This window comes from Sporosarcina highlanderae, from assembly GCF_030433715.1.
GTDB classification, from domain to species: domain Bacteria; phylum Bacillota; class Bacilli; order Bacillales_A; family Planococcaceae; genus Sporosarcina; species Sporosarcina highlanderae.
This window is the reverse complement of record NZ_JAROCC010000008.1, coordinates 81,398-108,071: the sequence shown is the minus strand read 5'-3', so window position 1 is coordinate 108,071 and position 26,674 is coordinate 81,398. Positions and strand designations below refer to the sequence as shown.

At 42.3% G+C, this 26,674-nt stretch carries 11 protein-coding genes; 6 read left to right on the top strand and 5 right to left on the bottom strand.

Features of this window, described 5'->3' with window-relative positions:
* Positions 1-26: 26 nt before the first annotated feature.
* The gene (locus P5G49_RS11385) at positions 27-4,379 is read left to right on the top strand and encodes a S8 family serine peptidase (protein WP_301243892.1); all 4,353 of its coding nucleotides are present in this window, start codon (positions 27-29) and stop codon (positions 4,377-4,379) included.
* Positions 4,380-4,544: 165 nt separating this feature from the next.
* On the opposite strand, the gene P5G49_RS11380 is transcribed toward P5G49_RS11385, so the two are convergent.
* A complete protein-coding gene (locus tag P5G49_RS11380) occupies positions 4,545-5,156 on the bottom strand; it encodes a YgdI/YgdR family lipoprotein (RefSeq protein ID WP_301243890.1) in 612 nt (203 codons plus the stop codon).
* A 471-nt stretch (positions 5,157-5,627) separates the two neighbouring features.
* On the opposite strand from P5G49_RS11380, the gene P5G49_RS11375 reads away from it, so the two are divergent.
* On the top strand, positions 5,628-10,238 hold the full coding sequence (locus tag P5G49_RS11375; RefSeq protein WP_301243888.1) for a S8 family serine peptidase: 4,611 nt from the start codon (positions 5,628-5,630) through the stop codon (positions 10,236-10,238).
* A gap of 393 nt (positions 10,239-10,631) precedes the next feature.
* A complete protein-coding gene (locus tag P5G49_RS11370; protein ID WP_301243886.1) occupies positions 10,632-15,269 on the top strand; it encodes a S8 family serine peptidase in 4,638 nt (1,545 codons plus the stop codon).
* 117 nt (positions 15,270-15,386) lie between these two features.
* Here P5G49_RS11370 and P5G49_RS11365 read toward each other — a convergent pair whose 3' ends face one another.
* The 3 genes from P5G49_RS11365 to P5G49_RS11355 all read right to left on the bottom strand — a co-directional run bounded on the left by P5G49_RS11365 (position 15,387) and on the right by P5G49_RS11355 (position 19,160).
* Positions 15,387-16,631: a helix-turn-helix domain-containing protein gene (locus P5G49_RS11365; protein ID WP_301243885.1), complete on the bottom strand. Its 1,245-nt coding sequence runs from the start codon at positions 16,629-16,631 to the stop codon at positions 15,387-15,389.
* 161 nt (positions 16,632-16,792) lie between these two features.
* On the bottom strand, positions 16,793-18,439 hold the full coding sequence (locus P5G49_RS11360; RefSeq protein ID WP_301243884.1) for a DUF4855 domain-containing protein: 1,647 nt from the start codon (positions 18,437-18,439) through the stop codon (positions 16,793-16,795).
* A 79-nt stretch (positions 18,440-18,518) separates the two neighbouring features.
* On the bottom strand, positions 18,519-19,160 hold the full coding sequence (locus P5G49_RS11355; RefSeq protein WP_301243883.1) for a GGDEF domain-containing protein: 642 nt from the start codon (positions 19,158-19,160) through the stop codon (positions 18,519-18,521).
* Between the two features lie 298 nt (positions 19,161-19,458).
* Here P5G49_RS11355 and P5G49_RS11350 point away from each other — a divergent pair, with 298 nt between their 5' ends.
* The 3 genes from P5G49_RS11350 to P5G49_RS11340 all read left to right on the top strand — a co-directional run bounded on the left by P5G49_RS11350 (position 19,459) and on the right by P5G49_RS11340 (position 24,583).
* Complete coding sequence (locus P5G49_RS11350) at positions 19,459-21,123, top strand: S-layer homology domain-containing protein (RefSeq protein ID WP_301243881.1); 1,665 nt, start codon at positions 19,459-19,461, stop codon at positions 21,121-21,123.
* Positions 21,124-21,288: 165 nt separating this feature from the next.
* Positions 21,289-23,085, top strand: coding sequence for a S9 family peptidase (locus P5G49_RS11345; protein ID WP_301243879.1), 1,797 nt, complete (start codon positions 21,289-21,291; stop codon positions 23,083-23,085).
* Positions 23,086-23,197: 112 nt separating this feature from the next.
* Positions 23,198-24,583, top strand: coding sequence for a S41 family peptidase (locus P5G49_RS11340; protein WP_301243877.1), 1,386 nt, complete (start codon positions 23,198-23,200; stop codon positions 24,581-24,583).
* Between the two features lie 149 nt (positions 24,584-24,732).
* On the opposite strand, the gene P5G49_RS11335 is transcribed toward P5G49_RS11340, so the two are convergent.
* Positions 24,733-26,346, bottom strand: a complete 1,614-nt coding sequence (locus tag P5G49_RS11335) for a glutathione ABC transporter substrate-binding protein (RefSeq protein ID WP_301243875.1) — start codon at positions 26,344-26,346, stop codon at positions 24,733-24,735.
* Between the last annotated feature and the right edge of the window lie 328 nt (positions 26,347-26,674).

The window sequence follows — 26,674 nt, the reverse complement described above, 5'->3', positions numbered from 1 at the left end:
ATGGGTTCTTTATAAAAAAAGGAGGAATGAAATTGAGGAAGAAACGAAGTCGGACTAAAATTTTTAGTATTGTAACGGCGCTCCTTATGGTGTTTTCCATTATCGCGCCGGGCATAGCGACGGCGGAGCAACAGAATAGGCTACATCAATCGTTCAAAGATTCTGCTGTTAATTCCAAAGCAAAGGTCAGTAATTCATTACTGGAAAACTTCAAAGATGAAGAAACGATTACATTCTTAGTTAAATTCAAAGAAAAAGCAGATACAACGAAAGTTGCTCAACAGGCTAGACAGGATGCAAAAAAAGCAAGCCTTTCCGCATCGACAACAGAGTTGATGGTAAGGTCTGCAGTTGTTTCCGAGCTGAAAGCAACTTCACTGGAAGCGCAAGCAGATGTTAAAGAATTCTTGGAAGGTTTACTTGAAACAGGGGAAGTAAAAGACATTACTCCTTACTATATCGTAAATGGTATGGCTGTTACGGCAACGAAGGAAATTGCCGAGAAGATTGCCGGTTTCCCTGAAGTTGAAAAGATTCTTCCGAACGAAACGCGCCAACTCTATACAGCAACGAAGACAGAAAATGCGGGTGCACCATCTTCTAATCTTGCAAACGTAGAGTGGAACGTTGAGCGTGTGAATGCACCACAAGTGTGGGCGATGGGGATCGATGGTTCCGGAACAGTTGTTGCAAGTCTTGACACAGGTGTTCAATGGGATCACCCGGCTTTGAAAGAAAAATATCGTGGTTATGACGCGACGACTGGCCAAGTAAGTCATACTTATAACTTCTTCGATGCTACTCGTGCAGCTCGCGAAGCTTCTTATGATGACCACGGACATGGAACGCATGTCACTGGAACAATGGTCGGTAGCGAGCCGAACGGTTCCAACCAAATCGGTGTTGCTCCAGGTGCGAAGTGGATTGCGGTTAAAGTATTCGATGGGGCTGGCAATACGACAGACGCTATTTTACTTGCTGCGGCACAATGGATTTTAGCACCGCATGATCGAAATGGAAACGTCCGCGTCGATCTTGCTCCTGACGTTGTAAATAACTCATGGGGCGGTGGACGAGGTCTTGACGAGTGGTACCGTGATGTCGTCATTAACTGGCGTAACGCGGAAATTTTCCCTGAGTTCTCTGCAGGAAATACAACATTAACGAATCCGGGTGGACCTGGATCAATTGCAGTACCAGCAAACTATCCTGAATCGTTTGCGACTGGTGCAACAGATGTCAACAACAAAGTAGCGAGCTTCTCATTACGCGGCCCTTCACCATATGGAGAAGTTAAGCCTGATATCATTGCTCCAGGTGTAAACATTCGCTCCTCGGTACCGGGAAGCGGATATGAAGGCGGATGGAATGGAACTTCGATGTCTGGTCCTGCTGTCGCGGCAGTGGCGGCATTACTTCGTCAAGTGAATGCGACAATCACTGTCGATGAAATGGAGCAGATTTTGATTAACACAGCGGTTCCGTTAACAGATAGTCAATATCCAACAGTACCTAACAATGGGTATGGACACGGACTTGTTGACGCATATGCAGCTGTATCGGCAATTGCAAGCGGACTTGGAACACTTAATGGCCAGGTTACACAAGATGGCGAAGACGATGAAGCTCCGGTGTATGAGCACTCCGCACCTGCAGAGACGTACGCAGGGATGGAACTTGATTTAACAATCCAAGTGAGCGACAACATCAGTGTTTCTTCTGTTAACTTCCAATACCTTGATGCGGATGGGGCTTGGCAAACGATGGAAGCTACACGTAAATCCGGAGACTATAAGTCCGGTGTGTACGGTGTAACAGTTTCTGGCGATGTGATAGTTGGGAATGAATTCACTTACAAATTCACAATAAATGACTTCGGTAACAATGAAGTGACTACTGAGGAATATTCAGTGCAAGTAAAACCGGGCATCACAGTTGGTTATTTCGAGAACTTCGAACAAACACCAATCGGTTGGTCATCGTTCGGTGCTAATAATACGTGGGAGTGGGGTGTACCTACATCAGGACCAGGAAATGCCGTTTCTGGTGAAAAGGTATACGCTACTAACCTATTAGGCGATTATAAGAGCAGCATGAACGCAACTCTTGTCATGCCTCCGATAGATTTACCTGAAGGGAATTCGTATTTACAGTTTAAGCAATGGCATAACTTTGAGCAATCCACTTCGACTGGAAGAGCTTGGGATTATGGTCATATTGTGATTTCCACAGACGGTGTAGCATGGACACAACTTCAACAAATCGTAGGAATTTCAAATGGTTGGATTGATGGACAGGTCGACCTATCTGCATATAGCGGGCAACGCGTCTATATCGGATTTAATGCATTTTCCGACGGAAGTGTCGTTAGACCTGGTTGGTATATCGATGATGTGGCGTTGACGGACGTTGCACAAATAGCCAGCATGTCGATCGGCATGACGAAGCCAGCGAAATTGTCAGATGCTGAGCTCGAAATGGAAAAGGAAAAAGATGCAACTGAAACTCCAATGGATCCAAAAGATCTTGTGATTGATTTGACGAAAGAGGAAGTTGCAGCTCCTTCTGTGGAGATGAATAACAACAACCTTTCAGCATTGCCATTGGGTGCGAAAGTGACGGTTCTTGAAAACAACCGTACAGTCAATACAAATCCGGCAGACGGTTCCTATTCAATGACACTTGGCGCAGGAACATACACTGTTAAAGCTGAAGCGTATGGTTTCCAATCGGCAACACAAACAGTCACAGTCCGTGATAATGAAGCAACAACTGCCAACTTCACATTACAGGAAAATCCACAAGGGACAGTAAGTGGTAAAATTACTGACGCTTCAGGGATTCCGGTTGAAGGTGCAGTCGTAATGCTACTTGAAGACGCGAATATCACTCCTGTCGAATCGGCCGCTGACGGCAGCTATTCAATTACAGCGTATTCCGGTGAGTATACAATGAAAATTATCGCAAGAGGATTCCATAGTAAAGAAGAGTCTATTACTATCGGCTCCAACGGAATCGTCAAAAATATTATTATTGATCCGTTCTTCACATATCCTGGCGGAGTAATCGGATATGACGATGGTACCGCAGAGAATGCACGTGCATTCTACGATGCTGGAAACGGTTGGGCTGTCAAGATGTCACTTCCGGAAGGTAAGAATTCCGGTATCGTAACCGAAGGTATTTTCCGTTTCTGGACTGCTGAATGGCCAATTCCAGGCGGAACGAAATTTGCAGTTGAAGTTTGGGATGCAAAAGGTGCGAATGGAGCTCCGGGCAAGAAACTTGCAGGCCCAATCGATGCGAATGCTAAACGGGATGGCAGCTGGACTGTCGTCGACTTGGCAGAACACAACATTGCGGTTGATGGTGACTTCTACATGGTTTACATTCAAACTCAAGTAAACACGGCATCACCTGGATTGGCTACGGATGAGGACAGTCAAAATGCTAAGAGGAGTTATCAGTATGTTAGCGGTGCTTGGTCTCCTTCACCTGAAGCAGAAGGAAACTATATGATCCGTGCACGTGTAAACTATGAAGTCGATGGGCCACAAATCACGACATCAGGAAAAGTAACAAACAATGCAAATGTTGTAGTTGAAGGTAAGGCGTCTCCAACAACAACAATTACATTGAAGAACAATGGCAATGACGTTGAAACTGTCACTATCGGCGAAGATGGCAAATTCTCCTTCCCGATTGTACTTGCTGAAGGGGAAAACGTCTTCACTGCCGTCTCTTCTCTAAATGGTAGAGTGACAGGTGAATCCGCGCCGGTTACGTTTGTATTGGACACAAAGAAACCAGTATTATCCATTACAAGCCCGAAATCCGGTTCGAAAACAAAAGCTGAAACAGTAACTGTTACGGGTAAAGTTTCCGATACGAATCTAAGCACGGTAACTGTCAATGGACAGAAAGCAGCTGTTGCTGACAACGGAACGTATTCGAAACGCATCCTTCTTGACGAAGGCGAAAATCTCATAACTGTAGTAGCAACAGATGCTGCAGGAAATGAAGAGACGAAAACAGCAACGATTTCTGCTAAATTTACAGAACTTGAGATTCGCAACCTGACACCAACACAGGATCTTCATGTGACAGTTGGGCAAACAGTGAAAATCGAGTTCGAAAGCGAAGCAGGATTAGCTGCAACATTCGCCATCCACATGCCGCTTACAAGCCTTGGCGTTAACATGTCCAACGCGATTGAACTTCCAATCAGGGAAGTACGCCCTGGTTTCTATGTAGGCTACTGGACTGTACCATTCGGCGTAATCGCTGACGGTGCAAGAATCGAAGTCAAAGTGAAAGACATTTTTGGCAACGAAACAAGAAAACTTGCAGATGGCAAGTTGTTTATTAGGATTCCTTGAGGAGTTTTTTAGGTACCTGTGCACGAAACAATTCAGATTATGCACTACAATTGTATAAAAATTAAAGAGGAAGCCAACCGCGTCAATGCATGGTTGGCTTCATTTTGTATTTTTATCATTCTTTTTGAATTGTCATAAATGTGTGGTGCACAGGTACCTTTACAATCAGTTCGCAGCGGATTTCAGCTCGCTGAAGATGAAATCCTGTCCGTCTTTAAAGCTGAATACGGTTTTGATTAGACCGACTCCGGGTGCGTAATAATTGATCGTTTTCCCTTCTTTATCACCGGGAATGACGCTTGTAATTTCAATTACTTTATTATATTTTCCTGCTGGAACTTCCATTGTCAAGTTAGTGGCGGTCATCATGCCGACCGATTTGTTAGAGTCGTTCTTGTCCCATTTCGGTTTGTTCGCAAGTTCTACAACTGCTGTTTCAGTATTACCTAACGAATTAATGATGTAGATGAGCTTAACTTCTTCTTTGCTGACGATGTATTCCTGAATGGACTTGGTAGACTCACCGTCTTTTTCCTGGATGTATACTGTTTCCTTTCCTTCCGAATCAGTAGCTAAGTTGATAGTTTCAGTTGTTTCAACTGTTTGTCCTTCCGTGTCGTAGTAGATATACTCTCGAGTCATGCCAACTGGTGGAAAGTATTCGGATACGTCGATTGCTTCGGCCGTTTTAGTGTCTACCGTTTTATTATCCGAGCAGCCACTGAGGACAAGCACGAAAGTAAACAGGGCAGCCATGAACATTAGATGCTTTTTCAAATCAAATCCCCCTTTTTCTATCTTTCATTTTAACATCGTAGCACATGGAAGAACATACTTTTCGGACTAATAGTACAATTGAGTATAAAGGCTGGGAAGTCTATCCATTTGAGAATTCCAGTGGACCCCTGACCCCAACTATATACTGTTTTGATGTAAAAAATTAGTTCTTTTTATAATTTATTCAGTTAATCCGTATATTTGGGGGATTATTCGACATCGTTAGACAATTATAAAACCCCCATTGAAACGATGTGGAATCTGAATTATTATACTGTTTATATAATCATCTATTATGTCTTAATCAATAGTTTTTCTCGTAGTGACTTAGAAATCACATAGGCTAACTACTATTGTTATTCCATAAAACTTAGTAGAAAAATAACATTTATAGGAGGGGCTGAAACCATTTTTCATAACTTTAACACAGGAAACTTCATATCGATATTTTAAGAAATGGGAGGGCATTTAATGAATAGGATTATTTTTAAGCCATTCTTTGCATCTATGTTAGCACTGCTTATGGTGTTCGCGTTTTCCATTAATCCATTGGCGGGTTTTACCTATCCGAAAGCGTTTGCTGAACTAAATGATAATGTGATAGACATGAACTCTTTTGGTAAGAGCAACAATTCCTTTACGGATAAACATGTTATTACACTACTAACAGGGGATGTCGTAACGGTTACGAAGATTGACGGAGGTAAAGGCATAATCAGTGTGGAACCTGCGAAAGATTCCAGTGGCGGAGTGCAAATCGTGACTCTTGGAGACGACACATTTGTGTTTCCGAATGAGGCGATGAGCTACTTATCGGCCGATTTATTGGATAGGGACCTGTTCAATATTACAAAGCTGATTTCAAGTGGTTACGATGATGATAGCCAATCCACTTTACCTGTAATTGTTCAATACGAGCAGAAAAACGAACGGTTGGATGTAAAGTCTATCACTGCTCTATCGGGTTCTGAACAGACAAATGTGTTAGAAAGTATTAGCAGTGTCGCATTGTCTACACATAAGAAGCAAGCTGCTTCATTCTGGGAAGACCTAACTGAATCTACTAGTATTAAAAAAGTCTGGTTGGATGGTCGTGTAGAAGCTCATCTTGCCGATAGTGTTCCTATGATAGGCGCAACTGAAGTTTGGGAAGGTGGTTTAGACGGAACTGGTGTGACAGTGGCTGTTCTTGACACAGGTATAGACGCGGGTCATCCGGATTTAGTTGATCAAATTATTGAAGCCAAATCTTTTGTTCCTGATGAAAACACACTTGACTATGGTGGTCATGGTACGCATGTAGCCTCAACTGTTTTAGGGACAGGAGCTGCATCAGGAGGTAAAAATATAGGTGTCGCACCTAAGGCAAAGTTACTTGTAGGAAAGGTGCTTGCGAATGACGGTTACGGACAGGAATCCTGGGTTATTGAAGGTATGGAATGGGCAGCGGAAAATGCGAAGATTGTAAATATGAGCTTAGGGAGTCCAGTTCCAAGTGATGGAAAAGATCCATTGTCGCAAGCGGTAAATGAACTAAGCAAAAAAACCGGAACTTTATTCGTTATTTCAGCGGGGAATACAGGAGCAGAAGGGATTGGTTCCCCAGGAGCTGCTGATGCTGCGCTCACTGTCGGTTCAGTCGATAAATCGGACAAGCTTTCCTGGTTTTCAAGTAAAGGTCCCCGCTTTATGAACGACGGTTTGAAACCGGATCTTGTTGCACCAGGCTCAAACATTTCGGCCGCACGGTCCCAGTATTCAAATCAAGGCGCTGGGTCTTACATTTCGCTGAATGGGACGTCAATGGCAGCTCCACATGTTGCAGGTGCAGCAGCAATTCTTTTACAGAAAAATCCGGAATGGACTGGAGAACAACTTAAGGCTGCTCTAATGAGTTCGACGAAAAAAATTAATAATATCCTACCTTATGAAGGAGGATCTGGCCGACTTGATGTAGTTGCAGCAACTACACTTCAAGTATATATGAGTGGGTCATTGGACTTCGGTTTCTTCGATTGGCCACATGATGGAGATGGTATCGTTGAAAAAACGGTTACATTGACGAATGTTGGTGAAGAAGAGATAGTGGTGGATCTCCAAACAACATTTACAGATAGTGATGGAAAAGAAGCCCCCGAAGGTTTATTGAACGTCTCAACAAATCAAGTGACAATACCAGCTAATGGTCAAACGGAGATTACGGTAACAGTTGACCCTGAGCTCGCTGAAACGGCACAACGTTATCAAGGTCATCTAAGTGCATTTCTTGATGGTGAAAAAATTGCCCACTCCGCAATGGCAGTAGGTAAAGAAGATGAAAAGTACTCTCTGATCATCAATGCTACCGATCGGGAAGGCAACCCCGCAGAGGCAGTGGTCACTCTTGTCGGACCGGAATATTATCCAGAAGTCTTTACAGTGAATGGAACTATGGAATTACGACTTCCAAAGGGAATGTATTCTGTAATGGCGACGATGGAAGTGGACATGAATACGGACCAAGCTGGAATTGCCGTTTTAGGGAATCCAGAAGTCAACTTAGATGGAACGAAAATCGTTGAACTTGATGCACGTTCAGCGAATGAAATTACTGTAGATATACCGGAAAAATACGAAACCACTTTTAAGAAGATTGAATACTTCAGGAGTTTCGGCGGAAACATGAAGGTGATATCTTCACAAGTCATTCCACCAACAGTAACAAAGACTTACGCACAGGCAACAACTGCTGTTACAAGTGGCGAATTCCAAATGAATACACGTTGGCGCTTAGTCAAGCCGTTTTTGGAAATGACAGTGAATGGTGAACAAGTTGATAACATTGTATTAGGTGGAAGTACATTTTTAAATGGTGAGTACGAATTGCCGGTCGTTTATGCTGGTAATGGAACGGCAAAAGATTACGAGAATCTCGATGTGAAGGGTAAAGCTGTACTCGTTAATCGCACAGATGTGATTACTGGTTCCGAACGTGCAGGTGCGGCACTTGCAGCAGGGGCCAAACTCTTAATCATCGTAAATGATGAGCCGACACTTTTCACTGAATGGGTAGGAACAGAGGATTATAGTGAAAACAATCCGATTGCTGTAACAGCTGTTAGCGGTACAGCAGGGGAAAAGCTTATTAAAGCGGCTCTTAATGGCGACATCCTAGTGAATGTCGAGGGGACAGAAGATTCACCGTATGTATTTGATTTATTTGATAACTACAATAATGAAATACCTGAGAATCTAACCTATGCCCCTGCTAAGGAAGAGTTAGTGAAAATCAATGCAAGGTATTTTTCTGATGAACCTACACCGGGTGGAGAATTCCGTTGGGATATTCCAACTTACGCTGATTACGGAGTCGGAAATCTCTATCAACTATCGGTTCCAACTGCACGAACAGAGTGGGTAACAGCTTCTGACTATACAAGATGGTTCCATAGCGCGGTACTATTAGATGATGAATGGGAAATCCGTCAAGCATCCTTCATTTATAAACCGGGTGAGCGTTTGAATGAAACTTGGTTTGGCCCTGTTGCCCGTCCGAGTTTTGGAGAAGGTTATTGGCCGCCTGAACGACAATGGAATGACCTTGTCATAAATGTACCGAACTGGTCAGATGGAGGTAATGGCAATACTGGGGTATTATTCACAGATGAGTTGCTACAACTTTACGAAGGAGATACGCTTCTTGAAGAAACCGACTGGCAGCTGTTGTATTACAATGATGCAAAGGAAGAAGAGACACAGTATCGGTTGGTGAGTGAAACTTCACGTGATCCAAATAGATGGAAAACGTCAGTAAGCACACGTACTGAGTGGACTTTCTGGACGAAATATTATGGCGATGTTACTACATTACTTCCAATGATTTCTCTGCATTACAATGTGGATATGGATATGAACGGAAACGCGATAGGCGATGAGTTCATCAAGCTTGAATTGACTCCGTCTCAAGTGGATTATGCCGTTTGGAGCAATCAATTCGAAGGCGTTGCTCTTGAAGTATCGTTTGATGAAGGGAAAAACTGGAGTGAAGTCGAGCTGACTCGCACTGGCGATGTATGGACTGCCAATATAGAAAATACTGGCGTTGCGGGGGACTTCGTTTCATTACGTGGAAGCGCATGGGATAATTTAGGTAACCGGATGGATCAGGAAATCATCAAGGCTTTCGGTGTACCTGATACTACAAAGCTTTCTGCTGATAGAACTGATTATTCAATTGAAACGAATACGACTCAACAAATCAAAGTGACAAAAACAATCCAGTCGGAAAATGAGGGGAAACCGACGATTGTTGACGTGACAAAAGAAGCGCGATATTTAGTCGAAGACGAGAGCATCGCTTCCATCAAAGCGGGTCTGATTAGCGCGAAGAAGAAAGGTTCAACGGAAGTTAGAATCTTCCACGAAGGAAGAGAAGTGGTCGTAACTGTAAATGTTAAGGATCCTGTAAGTGTCGATCCTGGTCCAAGTCCTGATCCTGGCCCATCTCCGAATCCAAATCCGGTAGACCCTAAACCTGAAATAGTTCCTGAGTTTACGGATATTACTAATGTATTTGCAAAAGATGAAATAACTAAACTTGCCGCAAAAGGAATCATCCAAGGGAAAACCGAAACTGAATTTGCCCCTAATGCGCAAATTACACGTGCGGAATTTACAGTGCTGCTTGCACGTGCACTGGACCTACCATTGAAATCTTATGCTGGCAAGTTTGCAGATGTAAACAGTAGCAAAAAATGGGCATATGCTGGAATCGAAGCAGCTGCGGATGCAGGTATTGTTAATGGATCTTTGGACGGCAAGTTCAATCCAGATGCTCCGATCAAGCGTGAAGAGATTGCGGCGATGGTTGTAAGAGCGATTGAGTACAAGGAAAAATTGAAGTTAGATAACCTTGAAAACCCTGCTAACTTCACAGATCATGGTTCAATTGGCGCATATGCAGTCGACTCGGTTTATAAAGCTACTGCATTGGGCGTCATCAAAGGAAATAATGGTCAATTCAATCCGAAAAACAATGCAACCCGTGCGGAGGCGGCCGTTATGCTGTACCGCGCATTAGATACACTTAATTTATTAGATTGATATAATTTAATTAAGAGCAGAGCCTACCTTCAAAAGTTGATGGTAGGCTTGCTTTTTTTTTGCAATTCGCGACAGGAATGCATTCATTCTTTAAAAGTCGTAATCTGTGACTAATTCAGTAGCCCGTAGTTATAAGTGAGGATTTTTGTTGAAATGAGCCTAACACAATCTCCAATACTTTACTTTTGTCGCTAAAAATAAGTATTGACCCCAACTTTAATGCCGATTCACATAGTCTTATATATTTCTGCTATTCAAAAACCGTATTTTATGCTGTTTTAACTGGTAAATATAGTGTTTTACTGAATGCAAAACCCCAATTGCGAATGAAGATAGATTGAATTAATCTAAAGTTGTTAAAATGAATTTTTAGAAGAATAGGAGGATTAAGAAATGAAGAATACGATGTTTAGGAAGTATATCGCGACGCTACTTGCTGTTATGTTGATATTTTTCCCAACCATTCAGCCTTTTGCTGATGATATGATTTCTGGGAATCAGCAAGTGGTAGATGGACATATAGTCGATTCCATACCTATGGGGGGTGGCTTAAATCCAAGTACAAGTAAAAAAACAGTAACGCTGATTACTGGTGATGTTGTTACTGTCACTGACATTGGTGGTGGAAAGAGCTTTATTAGTGTGGAACCTGTTAGTCATGTAAATGAAGGTATACAAATTATTAGGTCAGGCAAAGACACATTTGTCTTTCCAAGAGAAGCGATGCCATACATAGCTTCTGATTTGTTGGATAGAGACTTGTTTAATATTACTGCACTGATCGCGGCTGGTTACGATGATGAGAACCAATCCACGTTACCGGTTATTGTACAGTATGACAAAAAACATACTCGTTTTAAGTTTGCCCTGTCTACTACTCTTGAAGGATCTGAACAGGTAACTATTTTAGAGAGTATCGGTGGAGTGGCGTTATCTACAGATAAGAAACAAGCTAAAATGTTCTGGGAAGATGTCACGGAGTTTGCAGCAATAGACCACAAAACGGCTGGTGTCATTAAAAAGATCTGGTTAGATGGTCGAGTTGAAGCAACCCTCGCAGAAAGTGTACCTCAAATTGGTGCACCTGAGGCGTGGGAAAATGAATTTGATGGAACTGGCGTCACGGTCGCTGTACTTGACACAGGTCTCGATGAAACACACCGGGATTTTGAAGGTCAGGTTGATGAGGTAATGAGCTTTGTTCCAGGAGAGGATGCTGTGGATCACAATGGACATGGAACACATGTTGCGTCCACGGTCCTTGGGACGGGTGCCGCCTCTGACGGACGTAATAAAGGTGTAGCACCTAATGCGCGTCTGATTGTTGGGAAGGTTCTTTCAAATGATGGTTATGGTCAAGATTCCTGGGTTATCAAAGGAATGGAATGGGCTGCGAAAAACGCTAAGATTATTAATATGAGTTTGGGCGATTCGAATCCAAGTGATGGAAATGATCCGTTATCTCAAGCAGTAAATGAGTTAAGCGAGCAGACGGGTGCATTGTTCGTTATTTCTGCGGGTAATACGGGTAGTGAAGGTATCGGTTCACCTGGAGCTGCAGATGCTGCGCTAACTGTCGGTAATGTTACGAAGCAAGATAGGCTTGCAGGTTCATCAAGTAGGGGACCGCGTTATATGGAATCAGGATTAAAACCGGATCTTACTGCACCGGGATCGGCAATCGTAGCTGCCCGTGCAAGTCTTTCCGATAAGGGAAGCGGCCTCTATCTGAGCCTTACGGGGACTTCAATGGCGGCACCCCATGTAGCTGGGGCTGCGGCTATTCTTTCACAACGCTATCCGGATTGGACAGGGGAGCAACTGAAGCAGGCACTAATGAGTTCGACGAAAAAGATTGATTCTATTAAGCCTTATCAAGGTGGATCAGGTCGTCTTGATGTTGCTGCTGCTACATTTGGTACAATTTTTGCGAGTGGCTCTTTGGATTTCGGCTTCTTTGATTGGCCGCATGAAGATGATGCTCCTGTAGTTAAGACAGTTACGTATACAAACGTAGGCGATGAGGAAGTTGTATTGGATCTTTCAACAACTTTCACAGATAACTCTAATAAACCGGCACCTGAAGGACTATTAGAACTATCAGCCGATCAAGTGACAGTGCCTGCGAATGGAAGCGTGGAAGTTACATTGACGGTCAATCCAAATCTTGCTGAAATTGCAAATCGTTATCAAGGGCATCTTACGGCTGCTGTTAACGGTGAAAAAGTTGCACATACAGCAATGGCAATGGGCAAGGAAGATGAAAGACAATCTTTAACAATCAATGTTACAAATCCCGACGGAACACCGGGGAATACACTTGTTACACTTGTTGGGAAAAATCATTACCCTACGGCCTTTGCAGTGTTCGGGACAAAGGAGTTAAGACTTCCACCAGATACTTATTCCGTATTGACATTGATGGATATTGATATGAATACGGATCATGCTGGAGTTGCATTTCTTGGTAATCCTGAAGTTGTTTTGGATAAGCCACAAACCGTGGAACTTGACGCTCGGAACGTCAGTGAAATTACGGCAACGGCACCCCAGAAAACTGAGGCAGCTGTTAGAAAGTTGGAGTACTACCGAAACTTTGGCGGGGAAAATATGATGGGAGAGACGTATATTATACCTCCTATGATCGACAAAATATATGCTCAATCCACTGAAGTAATCGAATCCGGAGTCTTTGAGCTTAACATGCGTTGGAGATTGATGAAGCCGTTAATGGACATAAAAGTTGGAGAAGAGCAAGTAGAAAGTTTACTTTTGCCTGGAAGTACTCTGTTTGAAGGTAAGCATGAGCTTGAAGTTGTATATGCAGGAAAAGGTACTGAAATGGATTATAAGGACATAGATGCGGAAGGAAAGGCTGTTTTAGTTGAACGCAGTGACTTGATTTCTGGATCTGAGCGTGCAGATAATGCAATTGAAGCTGGTGCAAAACTACTAATTATAGTGAACGATGGACCAACAAAATTCATTGAGTGGGTAGGAAATGACAACGATGGAAGTGATAATCCAATAGCAGCCGTTTCCGTGAGCGGAACAGCAGGTAAAGCGCTTATCGAAAGTGCTGTTGCTAAGAAGTTGTCGCTAAGTGTTGTAGGGACACTTGAATCACCTTACTTATACGACTTAATCGACAATCATCCAAACGCAGTTCCGAAGGATCTAACCTATGCTCCTTCTGAAGATGAGTTAGTGAAAATCGATGTACAATACTATTCTGACCGGCCGGTAGAAGGATCGGAATGGCGCATAGATATCCCATCATACAATACTGGTGGTGATGCAGTATTCATGCATATGAAAATCCCTACAAAACGTACTGAGTGGGTGACGGCTTCGGAAAGTACTACATGGTTCCATATGGCTTCCATGGTTAATAAGTGGGAAGTTCGCGGAATACCTATGAAATTTGAGCCAGGGCAGAAGATAGTTGAAAAATGGTTTGCACCAATTGTTCGTCCTTATATTGGTGAAGGTTACTGGAAACCATTCCGAATTAATAATAATCTACAGTTTAATATTCCTGCATGGGCCGATGCTGGTAAAGGACATACAGGGCATCTTGACGCTGACAATACACAAACGATGGCACTTTACCAAGGTGATACTAAACTTAGAGAGACGAAAAGTCAGACGCTTAATCATAATGGGGTACTTGAGGAAAATACACAATATCGATTGGTAGTTGATGCTTCCCGCAATCCGGAAGAGTGGAGTACGTCCATACGTACACATACGGAGTGGACGTTCTGGACGAAAAAGCAAGAAGAGTTCATCACTGAACTTCCGATGATTTCCTTGAACTTTGATGTAGAAACGGATTTGAGCGGTAATGCGATTGCAGGAGACAAGATCATGTTGGGTATGAGTGCAGCCCAGGTCAGTACTGCAAAAGGGAATGGGAAAATTGAAGGTGCATCTTTAGAGGTCTCATTTGACGAAGGTAAAAGCTGGGAAGCAGTTGAGCTTACTCAAGAAGGGGACGGCTGGATCGCTGAAATTAGCAATTCACATGAAAGTGGAACATTCGTCTCTATTCGTGCAAGTGCCTGGGATGATTTAGGAAATAAAATCGAACAGGAAATTATTAAAGCTTTCGGAATCTCAGATTCAACCGTTTCACTTATTAGTGATAAAGATAGCTATTCCTTACAAACAGGATCTACCCAACAAATAAAAGTAGAAGAAGTAACAACTCCAAAGGGAGATGGAGAGCCAACAAAAGTAGACGTATCAGATAAAGCTGAGTATTTCGTAAAAGATGAAGAAGTGGCTACTGTCAAAGCGGGCTTGATTAAAGCTATAGCGAAAGGTTCAACAGAAGTTGTAATTTCCTATGGAGGTCAAGAATTGACAGTAAATGTAACAGTTACAGATGCTTATGTTCCGGGTCCAGGTCCGAGTCCGGATCCAACACCAACTCCGAATCCTGATCCAGTGGATCCGAAACCGGAAACACCATTGTTTACGGACATTATAAACACTTTTGCGAAGGATGAAATAAACAAACTTGCGGCAAAGGGCATCATCCAAGGTAAGACGGAAACTGAATTTGCTCCAAATGCGCAAATTACACGTGCAGAATTCACAGTCTTGGTTGTTCGAGCGCTTGGGCTTCCTTTGAAGTCATACGAAGGCAAGTTCGCAGATGTGAACAAAAGTAAGAAATGGGCATATGCAGGAATAGAAGCGGCCGCTGAGGTTGGCATTGTAAACGGAACGAAGGATGGGAAATTCAGTCCAGATGCTCCAATCAAACGTGAGGAAATCGCGGCAATGGTCGTCCGTGCAATCGAATATAAAAACAAGGTAATCACTGAAAACCTTGACAAGCCTGCAAACTTTAAAGATCACAGCTCAATTGGTGCGTATGCAATTGACCTGGTTTATAAAGCAACTGCGCTTGGTGTGATAAAAGGAAATGATGGTCACTTCAATCCGAAAAACAATGCAACACGTGCGGAAGCAGCAGTTATGCTCTACCGGGCATTGGATTCTCTTAAACTTTTAGATTGATAAAGAGTAGGTAAATACCTTAATATCTAAATGAGAAGAGCCAATGACTATTCGAGTCATTGGCTCTTTTTGGAGGTGCGACATATATCTTTTAAAAAGCATTATGGACAAACACAATTAAACAAGCTCACTGTTTTTTCTATGCTTGTCCATCATCGGAGCTGCGTATTTATATGCTTGTTCGATATCTCCCTTCTCCGAGTAAAAATCGAACAGTTTAATTTCATACGTTTCAGCGGCAAGGCCATATCCTGCTTTTTTTAGCGAAGGGTACAGCTCACTCTCAAGATATTGGTAGTATTGCTTGACATCATTTGTAATCTTATAAATATGTAAATGGAAGTAGTGCTTTGACATCGTATCACTTATTTTTTCTGAAAGAGAGATTCCCTCATTAGCAATCCGAAGCAATTCTGCTTCCGTCATCTTCCCAAGTTTTGTAGCGGCATTCAAATACCCTTCAAGCGATATAAGGTATTGGGAATTGTTTGGTTCTATTAACTTTAAAGCTTTGCTGTAATATTCAAAGGCTTTTTCATAATCCCCATAACGAAATTGTTGATATGCATAGTTATGAAGAAGTTGAGTTTTTTGATACTCCAATCCTAAACTGTCAGCCATTTCAATTAATCTTGGATATCCAGACTCTTTTGGGTCAAAGTATTCCTCTTGCTCCACTTGAATCAGCATGAGCATCTCAGTTTCAATTATTCTCGTAAAACTATGTTTTGATGTGAAAAAATCCAGTGCTTTAGTTGCGTAATAATAGGCTAATACCCTTGAATTTGTATGATGATAGGCAATCGCTAAATGGTAGTAGTATTCTGCATTATTGTAATAAGTTAAATCGATTCTTTTAAGAAAAGCGATGGCCTTCGTGTAGTCTTTTTTATATTTTAGGCAGTATTCACCTTTAATATGTAATAACATGTTTTGATCAAAAGATGAAAGATCGATCCAACTATCCATTTCTTTAATTAGGGACCTTGCTTTTGCATCTTCGTCAATCGACATATAATATCTGGCTAACACCAATGTTTTGGAGCGATAGAAATCTGGGATTTGTAATAGAACTATGCTTTCCAACTGCTCTTTAATACTTCTTGCTTTTGCATTAAGTTTTAGAATAATAGACTCGTGCCATTCTTTTAATAACAAATCCAAACTTAAGTAAGTGTCGATCTCCGCAGCCATGTCTATTTGAAGTCTCTCTGCTAACATCTCTATTGTTTCCTTTGAAACTTCTGTAAGCCCCCGTTCAATCTTACTAATATGTGTTTTTGAACAAATCCCGTTTCCTAACTCAGCTTGATTTAAACCTTGCAATTCGCGATGAAATTTGATGATTTTCCCTTCAATCATGGTGATGCCCTCCCTGATTTTCCCTGATTACTGAATAAACAATGGTTTTAAGTCATGCCCTCTAACTTTTATCGCTATCTTACACCACTTCTGACAACTTAGACAATAGTCTTGTATGAATGACATAAAAAGGAAGCCGGTTTTGGCTCCCTTCATCTACCTTAATCCATAAAATCCCATAATCCCTCATAAGCTTTTTGATAAGCATCATTCTTCAGCGTACCCATCCGATACACCATCTCCGTCCCTTGATAAAGAAGGAAACCTTGTAAGTCATATCGTTTTGCAAACTCCAGATACGTTTCGAAGTTTGGCAAACCCGCTCCCATTTGGTGGGGAGAGTAGGTGTCGATTTCTAAAGTAATGCTGCTTCCTTTGATTTGCGCTTCGAGAAAAGCTTTGTGAAGCCTTGCTTTTGGATCGCCAAGGTTTAATCGGAATGTGTTTGGCTGCAAGTAGGCTCCATCGAATCCGTAGTATTTCCAGTTTTGGAAATTAGTCGTTCGGGCATGTGGTGCATAAATGAACCTCTTGTTCAGTTTATGGATTGTGGCTGCGGTATCTGTAACTAATAGTTCGTCGTCTGCATGAATGACGGTTTCATTCACCCAGTAATAGCCAGTTAATGTAAGATTGCTGAATCCCGCCCGTTTCCATTGTTGCTCAATTGTTGAAATGTACCAGTTGACCATTTGTTTGCGAGCAGCGAGTGTGTTGGGCACCACTTTTCCGTTTTGGTCAATCAAGTTCCCATTGCGTTTCGGATAAGGAATTCCGATATAGACTTTAGCTTTTCTGTTAGCCGCCATCGCAGCGCCATTCAATGGCTGTAATGGGCCTGAAGGTGAGAAAAGTTTATCCGAAAACCATTTCCAGTCACTGTAATTCGCCAGGTTTTTAGGGGTTTCCTGGAATTCGCCCTTAGGATATTGCCGGCCCATAACGACAAATGTGTCGAAATAGGTGGAATTCCCTTTGGCAAGATAAGGTGCAAAGAAGTCTTTATCGAATGACTCCTTTTCAGAACCGCTATAAATCAAAACACCGTTTTTTATTCCAGTAGCCTTTAAGTCAGCAGGCTTTTGTCCATATTTCATAAGTGAGTTGCTGACAGGATGCACAGTCGAACCTGCCTGGCTCACTGCATACGCAACGGCAGCCGCATCATCTGTGAAAGATTTTAAAGTACGCCCATCCTTTTTCACGATATATTCATGTGGTTTATCATAAACACGCTTTAGGAATGTCGAGAACTGTGCGCGATTAACAGCGACATTCGGCTTAAATGTACCATCGGAATATCCTGTAGTGATGTCGTTAGCCGCAATCCCGTCGATGAATTTGTAGTACGGATTGCTCTTTGCAACATCCTTAAAGGAAGAAGATCCTTTTCCATTGTAGCCGTATGCAATGGCGAGTGCCTTTGCCATCTCATCGCGAGTTAGCGGCTTGTCCGGATTGAAACGGTTTGCCGTAACCGTGAAAAACCCTTTATTCGCCGCTATCATCATCTCCGTATAGCCACCCATCGTGGGCTTCAAATCAGCGGGTTTTACTTGTGGCTGCTGGATAGCTGGAAGCTGCATAGCCCGTACAAGCATGACCGCCGCGTCCTTTCTTGATAAAACAGCCAAAGGTTTGAAGGAACCATCCGCAAATCCTCGTATCACCCGCTTATCCGTTAAAAAGCGTATTTCATCATGCGCCCAGTGATCCGTGGGCACATCCTGAAAACCTTGCGCAGCCGCCGTATTTGTCATTATGAAGAAGCTAAGAAAAAATGCTACTCCCCATTTAAGTAATTTCATTGTAAATCCCTTTCCTGTTACTCTATTTTTATAATAAAGCTGGTGCTCCACATGATGAAAAGTTTTGGACTGCTTGTGGTTAGCCTCTTTTATTCTTATACATCGCCTCATCGGCCTTTTGAATTAACCCTTGGAAACTCTGTTCGTCATCTGGATAGAATGCAAAGCCGATGGATGCCCTGATGGTTGGAAAATGCTCGAATTCTTCCTCTAACGTTTGGTTGAGATTGTTAATATATTCCACCCTAAATCGATCTTTACAATTTGGTACAAGGATTAAAAATTCGTCGCCGCCCCATCTCGCGACCAAATCGTTGTTATTAACAGATTTGTTAAGCCGTGATGCGATTTCCGTCAACAGTTCGTCGCCCTTATGGTGCCCGTATGTATCATTAACAACTTTAAAATCATTGAGATCCAGTAAAATAACACCTAACTTTTGACCCTTTTTATCGCATGTTTTAGCTATTTTTTGAAAGGAACGTTCGATCGTCCGGCGATTGAATGTATTCGTTAATGGATCCTTTTCAGAAAAGTATTTTACCCGATCAAATTGTTTCCCACCCCACCAGGCCACTGTCAAAAAGAACGCCGTTAAAATAAAAAAATCCAATGTAAAGGGAATCCCTAAATACTGATGGTAATAAAAATAACGAATTACATTAAACAGACCGACTACCCCAATTGCGATTATCCTGCCACTGAATTTCAAGAAATTCACCTGTTTTCATCTATTTATAAGGTGTAATATACCATAAAAAAGAGGCTGTGTAGGAGAATATATGTGGTTTTGAGTGGGACAAGTTCTTATTAGTGGGCGTGGCTATTAAATCCGTTTCCCTTTTCATTCAAAATTCTACTATTTCCGACACTATTTGATGGTATACTATATTAATAGAAAACTCATCGCAGATAAACAGCATGAAAAAGGCGGAACTAAGAAATATATCAATTGGGATGGTGGTGAACGGGAGAGTATAGTGGGATTTTATCAAATTAAACACGAAAGAGGCGTAGAGATGAAAAATAGAGGGCTTCAAAAGCTGACACTTGTTATGACGATTATGATGTTAGTGCTTTTCACGAATCATGTGGCGAAAGCGAATTCACCAATTGTACTTCCTACAGGGGTTCAGGAATCCGGTAAGATCTATCCAGGGTCAGCCGAAACAGTATATATGGTACCTGTATCTGAGCCTGGAAGACTGACGATTCATGTCCATTCGTATATTAATACGACTTCCATTACATTGAAAGATTGGAATGGAGATACTGTCTACCAAGAGAAGGCCTATGATGGGAAAATGACTGAGGCTTCGAAATGGAGTAAATCCGTGGATTTGGAGTCGGGTGTCTACCATTTAACTATTAAAGATGGCTCTTTTATTAGTAAAGAGACAGGCACTTTTTTAGTAAGTAGTGAGTTCAGTGCCGCGAATAACAAGGAAACTGAAAAAAATAACGCAATTGAACTTGCAAGTGAATTAAAACTTGACGCTAATCCTCTTCGTGGGTTGATCAGCTGGAACGATACCGCCGATTTTTTCAAATTTGAATTGAAGTCTTCTGGGAATTTGAAGCTGAATTTCGATTCTTATTTAGATGAAGTGAATTTTACGTTATTGGATGGCAATGGTAAGAAGCTGTTCAGTGAGCAGGTTGAGGGCGGGAAAATTGGTAGTCCTGTAAAATTGACGGAAATGGTCAATTTGGAAAAAGGAACTTACTATATTGGGATTGAACAGGTCCGTTATAGCGACAGCACTGGAGTTTATACGCTTCAGGCATTGTTTGGATCGGTGGATAATAATGAGATTGAGCCGAATGACAGCTTTGGAACGGCACAGTCACTTTTATTGAACGGTCAGACAATCAAAGGGTTGATAAGCACAAATGATCATGTGGATTATTTCAAATTTACAACTACGAAACCAAGTAATGTAGCGGTCGATTTATCTGTGCATTTTAAATCTGTTAACTTTGAATTAATTGATGTGAATGGAAATGTTATTGAATCCTCTACTGTGCAAGGCGGAGTAGAAAACAACCCGAAGAAAATGAACAAGAATGTTGAGTTGGCGTCAGGTACATATTTCATTAAAATCGAGAAGGATCCGGATTCGAAAGATGTAGGTTCCTATGTACTTAAAGTCCAAGACGCAACGCCAACTACGGTTTTCTTAGATGTTGCAGATCGATATAAAACGGCAGTTAATTATCTTGTTGCAAATAAAATCACACAAGGATTTTCTAAAACGGAATTTGGCGTTTATGCGAAAATTAAGCGAGTAGACGCAGCAGTAATGATTGTCAAGGCGTTAAAATTAGAATCGACGACTGGAAAAGATGCAGGATTTCAGGATGTGCCGGCTCGTGCTGCGAATGCAGTCAATGTACTTGTCGAGAGAGGCATCATGGAAGGTGAGTCGAAAACGAAATTCGGCTCCGATGCGGAATTGACTCGTGGAGAAATGGCCCTGATCCTTTCCAAAGCCTACAAACTTGATGGAACAGGTACAACTATTGCATTTAAAGATGTCTCGGAGAAACACAGCGCGGCTGTTAGAGCACTTGTGAAGTATAATATTACTCAGGGAATAAGTGATACACAATTCGGGACAAGCAACTCCATCACACGTGGAGATATGGCGATTTTCATACACAGAGTAGAGCAATTGAAGTGAAAAAGATGACCCCTTGCCGGCTGGCGAGGGGTTTTGTCTGGGAAAGAATAAATATATATTGTAATCCAACCCTCTTCATTTGATGAAGAAATCTATGAATGATAAACTTAGGAAGAATTGATAGACTCTTAAAATTATTGGGAAATCGCACAAGGGGGATTGTTCATGTCTGATGAAGAGAAGGTATTGTTGGATTTTCTAAAGGTTAATTCCGCATATGAAGCAAAGGTTATTCCGGGTACAGGGACTTTTACATTTTTATCTAAATTAACCGGGATTCCGCAGGTATGGAAGTTAGATTCTAATGGGGAGCCGGAGCAATTCATCAAAACGGATGACCGTGTATTAAGTGTGCATCATTCGCCGACCGGTAACTGGACGGTAGTCGGCGTGGACAGCAAGGGGAATGAAAAACAGCAGCTTTATATTGTGGGAGCGACTGGTGAGAATCCCGAGGTGTTAGTTGAATCAAAGGATCATTTCCATTACGTAGGTGGTTGGTCGAAGGATGGTCGCTATCTATCTTATTCAAGCAACCGTCGTCACCCGGCGTTTTTTGATGTCTTCATTATCGACGTGGAAACGCGGGAGGTGGAACAGGTTTTCACGAATGATGCGAATTGTGTTCCGCTTGGTTGGCTGGATAATGAATCCTTCTTTGTCAGCATGATGGAGACGAATATTGATCGGATCATTTATCTTGTGAATATCCGGACGAAGGAGACTGTACGCCTTGGGAAAGAAGATGAGCTTGCACGAATGCATTCGCCAAGGGTAGGAAAGCGCGAGGGATTTGTCCTTGCTGATACGAATGAAGATACGCTACATTTATGCAGGTTTTCGATGGAGGATCCCGGACATCTCGATAAACTGTTACATTGGGAGAAATGGGATATGGAGGAAATTGCACTTTCGCCGGATGGTGACTTGCTATCCTTTACTCTAAATGAAGGCGGCATCACAAGGTTGGGGGTTTATGCCACGAACTCGCGCACGTATGAACTGATTGATTCGCTTCCTGATGGGGTTATCGGTTCAATGTCTTGGCTTTCGAATGATTCCTTTTTATTCACAATGAAAACCCCGATGAACCCGGGGGATATTTGGAAATATACATTGGCTACGAAAAAGGTGGAGCGACTCACGTTCATCGGGCAATCGGAAACTGTAGGCGGTTATTGGAGAGTGCCTGAACTTCATTCCTTTAAATCCTTTGATGGTTTGGAAGTTCCTTATTTCTTTTATAACCAGGATACAGACAAATCGAAGCCAGCCGTGATTTACGTGCATGGCGGTCCTGAAGCGCAGTCGAGGGCGGAGTATAATCCTGTTTTGCAATATCTTGTTTACAAAGGTTTTGCGGTTGCGGTTCCGAATATCCGAGGGAGCAATGGATATGGGAGGGCATATTTGAAGTTGGATGACGCGGACAAGCGGTTGGACGCGGTTGCGGACTTGGCGAGTTTGGCTGGAGCCTTGGTCGAGTCCCACCAAGTATTGCCTGACAAAATTGGTATTATGGGGCGGAGTTACGGCGGATTCATGGTACTGTCGGCGTTGACGCAGTATCCTGATCTGTGGGCAGCGGGGGTAGATATCGTTGGTATGTCCAATTTAAGGACTTTCCTCATGAATACCGGGGAATGGAGACGGTATTTGCGTGAGTGTGAATATGGATCGTTAGCGAAACATAGTGATTTCTTCGAAGAAACTGCGCCAATGAATCTCACGCATCAAATCACTGCGCCGTTGTTAGTGTTCCATGGCAGGAATGATTCTCGCGTCCCGGTTAGCGAAGCGGAGCAGATTGTCGCGGATTTGAAGAAAATGGATCGTGAAGTAGAGATGGTCATCTTCGAAGATGAAGGCCACCAGACAGAGAAGATTGAAAACCATATTACGATGCACACGAAGACAGTCGAGTTTTTTGAAAAGCACCTTTATGCTGGGCTGAGAGTCTAAAAAACTTTCTTGAAAAGCCAACCAAATCTGGTTGGTTTTTTTCTCTAATTCTGTCCTGCTTAATTACCGAGTATATAATAGTAGAAACACATTAGGAAATGAGGATATTTACTTGATTAAAAGACGCATGCAGCCTTTATTAGTGCTACTTACCCTCCTATTTGTCATGATGCCGTTTACTCAGGTATCCGCTGCGGAGCCGTTGGATAAGATTCGACAGCTTATCCAGCAATATTATGTGGATAAAGTGCCTGAGCATATTCTGTTAAAAGAGACTGGAAAAGAGATTGTAGAGGGTCTTGACCCACATTCGGTCTATATGACGAAACAAGAATATGAGGCTTTTATTAACGGAATTGAAAAACGGATTGTTGGGATAGGCGTTGTTTTGGAGGAAAGTGATAAGGGTGTGAAGGTGATTTCGGTTATTAAGGATGGACCGGCGTTCCAGTCTGGTTTGCTGTCTGGCGACGTGATCACTGAGGTGGATGGTGTATCGTTGAGAGGGAAGTCTATCCAAGCAGCAATTCCTTTGATAGGTGGAGAGGAAAATACGAAAGTCACTTTGACGATTGTACGGGAAGATAGTATTTTAATTACGAAGGTGATTGCACGGGCAGAAATCCATTTGCCGACGGTTGAGGCGGAAATGCTTGGAGGGAATATCGGGTATATTCGGCTCAATAGTTTCGCAACAAATTCTGCAAAGGAGATGGCCGAAGCGGTCAAAACTCTTGGGAGTGCGGACGGTTTCATACTTGATATTCGGAATAATGGTGGGGGCTATCTTACAGCTGCGCAGGAAATCGCAGGATTTTTCCCGGGTGTAAAGCAGGCGTTCCAAATACGTGAGAAAAATAAAACACCGGCCATCTATCCTTCGGTCAATCAAGAAATGAAAATCAAAGGCCCTGTTTCATTGCTGATCAATGAATACAGCGCTAGTGCATCGGAAATGCTTGCGGTTAATTTGAAAGAACAAAAAGCTGCAAAAATTTATGGACAAACTTCTTATGGAAAGGGCACGGCGCAATCAATGTTCGCTTTTCAGGACGGAAGCGTTTTGAAATTGACTACTGCCCGATTCTATTCACCAAAGGGGATTGCGGTCGATAAAGTTGGTGTAACGCCAAACGTGGTGACTGCTACCAATGAAGAAGTGAAAGCATCACATTATGATCAGCTTCTATTGAAGTTTGCTGGCTACTCGCCATTTCCAACAATGGAAAATGTGAAAACGACAAAGACATTCACGATTCGTATGAGCAAGGATATGGATTGGAGCCAATTGGGCAAGCGTGCAATACAATTGATTGAGTTAGGTGGAGAAGAGGCTGAGGTCAGCATCGCTGTGAAGGATGGTAGATCTGTGGAAGTTACTCCTATTTCACCGCTGATTTCTGGTAAAGAATATCTATTAGTCGTACATCCACAATGGAAGGATAAGTCCGAGGTTATGATGAGGAAAGGGATTTATTTGAAGGTGGTTGTCGAATAATGTTTTTATAAAGTGGGAAGTCGACCAGATTAGGCTTGGTTGACTTCCCGTTTTTATTATCCGTTAGGTACTAAAGGATATACACGCTCAGTCTCTCATGTAAACAAAAAAAGAATGCCGCGCACGGGCGGCATTCTCTTCAGTCCATCTTACTCCTCCACAAACTGTACATTCTTCAACTTGTAGATACCATCCGTACCGATGGCGAAACCTTTGATTTTGTTGCTGACGCCTGTGAGATACTCAGTGTGGATCAAGTATGCCATTGGTGCGTCTTCGATTAGGTGTTCTTGAATCTTATTGTAGATCTTGATACGCTCATCCGGATCGGATTCGCGGCGGCCTTGTTCAAGAAGACTGTCGACTTCTTTGTTTTCATAGAATGAACGGTTTCCTGGGTTCCCCTTTTGTGAGGAGTGGAATAGTGCGTACATTCCATAGTCCGCATCGCCAGTCGGGTTGGACCACCCTAAGATGAACATGTCGTGCTCCCCATTCGCAGTCTTTTCAAGATAAGCACCGAATTCCATCACTTCGATGTCCACTTCAACATTCACTTTTTTTAGTTCGTTTTGAACGAGAACTGCGATTTGTTGACGTTGTGGATTGTCATTTGTCCAGATTGAAGATTTGAAGCCATTTTCATAGCCTGCCTCTTTCAAAAGCTTTTTCGCCTCTTCAACATTGTATTCAATTGGTTTCGCTTTGTCATTGAAACCAAAGATCCCAGGTGCAAGAGGTCCTTTTGCAAGTACGCCGAATCCGTCGTATACCCCTTCACTGATATCTTCTTTATTGATCAACATGGAAATTGCTTTACGAACCTTTGGATCATTGAATGGCTCTTTTTCTGTATTAAAGCCAAGGTAAGCAAGGCTGGATGAAGCTTTTTGGTTTACTCTTGCATAGCTGTCAGAGTTGATGCCAGCAACTTCGTTCGGCTGAATTGGGTCAGCGATGTGAACGTGGCCCGTTTGAAGATCAGCATTCCTTACAGCACTTTCAGGGATTACCTTAAATGTAACTGTGTCTACATGAGCTTTGTCGCCCCAATAATCATCGTTTCGAGCAAGTTTGATTTCGTCGCCCGGTGTCCAGCTAACGAATTTGAAGTAACCTGTTCCAACTGGATTGAGTGAAATTACAGAGCCTGCCTTCACATCGCCTGTCATTGCTGCATAGTCAGCCTTGATAGACTTCGGGCTTACCATTGCACCACCGTTATGTGAAAGGTGGGCTAACAAAGGAGCAAACGGATACTCGGTTTTAATCTGAACTGTATGCTCATCTTTTACGATTACATCAGTGATCATTTCAAATAGGAAAAAACGTGGTGAGGCAACTTCTTTGTCACGAATACGGTCAAGATTCGCCTTGACAGCTTCCGCGTTGAAAGGTTCGCCATCATGGAACTTGACGCCTTCACGTAGTTTAAACTCATAAGTGGTATCATCGATAGCTTCCCAGCTTTCTGCAAGCCCCGGGACAATACTGTTGTCATCATCGCGGTTAACAAGTGTTTCATAGATATTCGCTTGAACTACTGAAGACGGCACGTCGTTGGAACCAGCTGGATCCAAAGAAGATGCATCGGATAGAACTGCCAATACCAAATCTCCGCCTTCGACCCCTTTGCCTTTCCCTTTGTCAATATCATCTCCCGGTTCCCAAGATGAGCTTCCGCCTCCAGAACAGGCAGCAAGAATCATTGACAAGGCCAGAGCAAGTACAAGCAGCCACTTCACTTTGCCATTTTTCTTCATATTTGTTCCCCCCGTATGTTATTCCCTATTACACACCTATTAGAGTAATAGAATATGCAACAGTTAGTAGCAATATAGCACATAACCAAAAAACAAACAATCAATTTCAGAATAATTGGCATTATCCAATATTAAAATAAAATATTCGAATTTAATCTCTAAATATGTTTTCCGATGAAATACTCATACATTGCAATGCCATATTCACTTAATTAATGTTTAAATTACATTATTGTAAATTAAACAAAAACAATAGTAAAAAGCATTCCTCAAATGCTATATTCATGATATGCTACTGTAAATATACCAATTTTCAATAAATTAATAG

What these genes read in the sequence shown, in the direction of transcription:
- P5G49_RS11385 (WP_301243892.1), top strand. Translation starts at nt 27, where the DNA reads ATGAAATTGAGGAAGAAACGAAGTCGGACTAAAATTTTTAGTATTGTA.
- P5G49_RS11375 (WP_301243888.1), top strand. Translation starts at nt 5,628, where the DNA reads ATGAATAGGATTATTTTTAAGCCATTCTTTGCATCTATGTTAGCACTG.
- P5G49_RS11370 (WP_301243886.1), top strand. Translation starts at nt 10,632, where the DNA reads ATGAAGAATACGATGTTTAGGAAGTATATCGCGACGCTACTTGCTGTT.
- P5G49_RS11365 (WP_301243885.1), bottom strand. Translation starts at nt 16,631, where the DNA reads ATGATTGAAGGGAAAATCATCAAATTTCATCGCGAATTGCAAGGTTTA.
- P5G49_RS11360 (WP_301243884.1), bottom strand. Translation starts at nt 18,439, where the DNA reads ATGAAATTACTTAAATGGGGAGTAGCATTTTTTCTTAGCTTCTTCATA.
- P5G49_RS11350 (WP_301243881.1), top strand. Translation starts at nt 19,459, where the DNA reads ATGAAAAATAGAGGGCTTCAAAAGCTGACACTTGTTATGACGATTATG.
- P5G49_RS11345 (WP_301243879.1), top strand. Translation starts at nt 21,289, where the DNA reads ATGTCTGATGAAGAGAAGGTATTGTTGGATTTTCTAAAGGTTAATTCC.
- P5G49_RS11335 (WP_301243875.1), bottom strand. Translation starts at nt 26,346, where the DNA reads ATGAAGAAAAATGGCAAAGTGAAGTGGCTGCTTGTACTTGCTCTGGCC.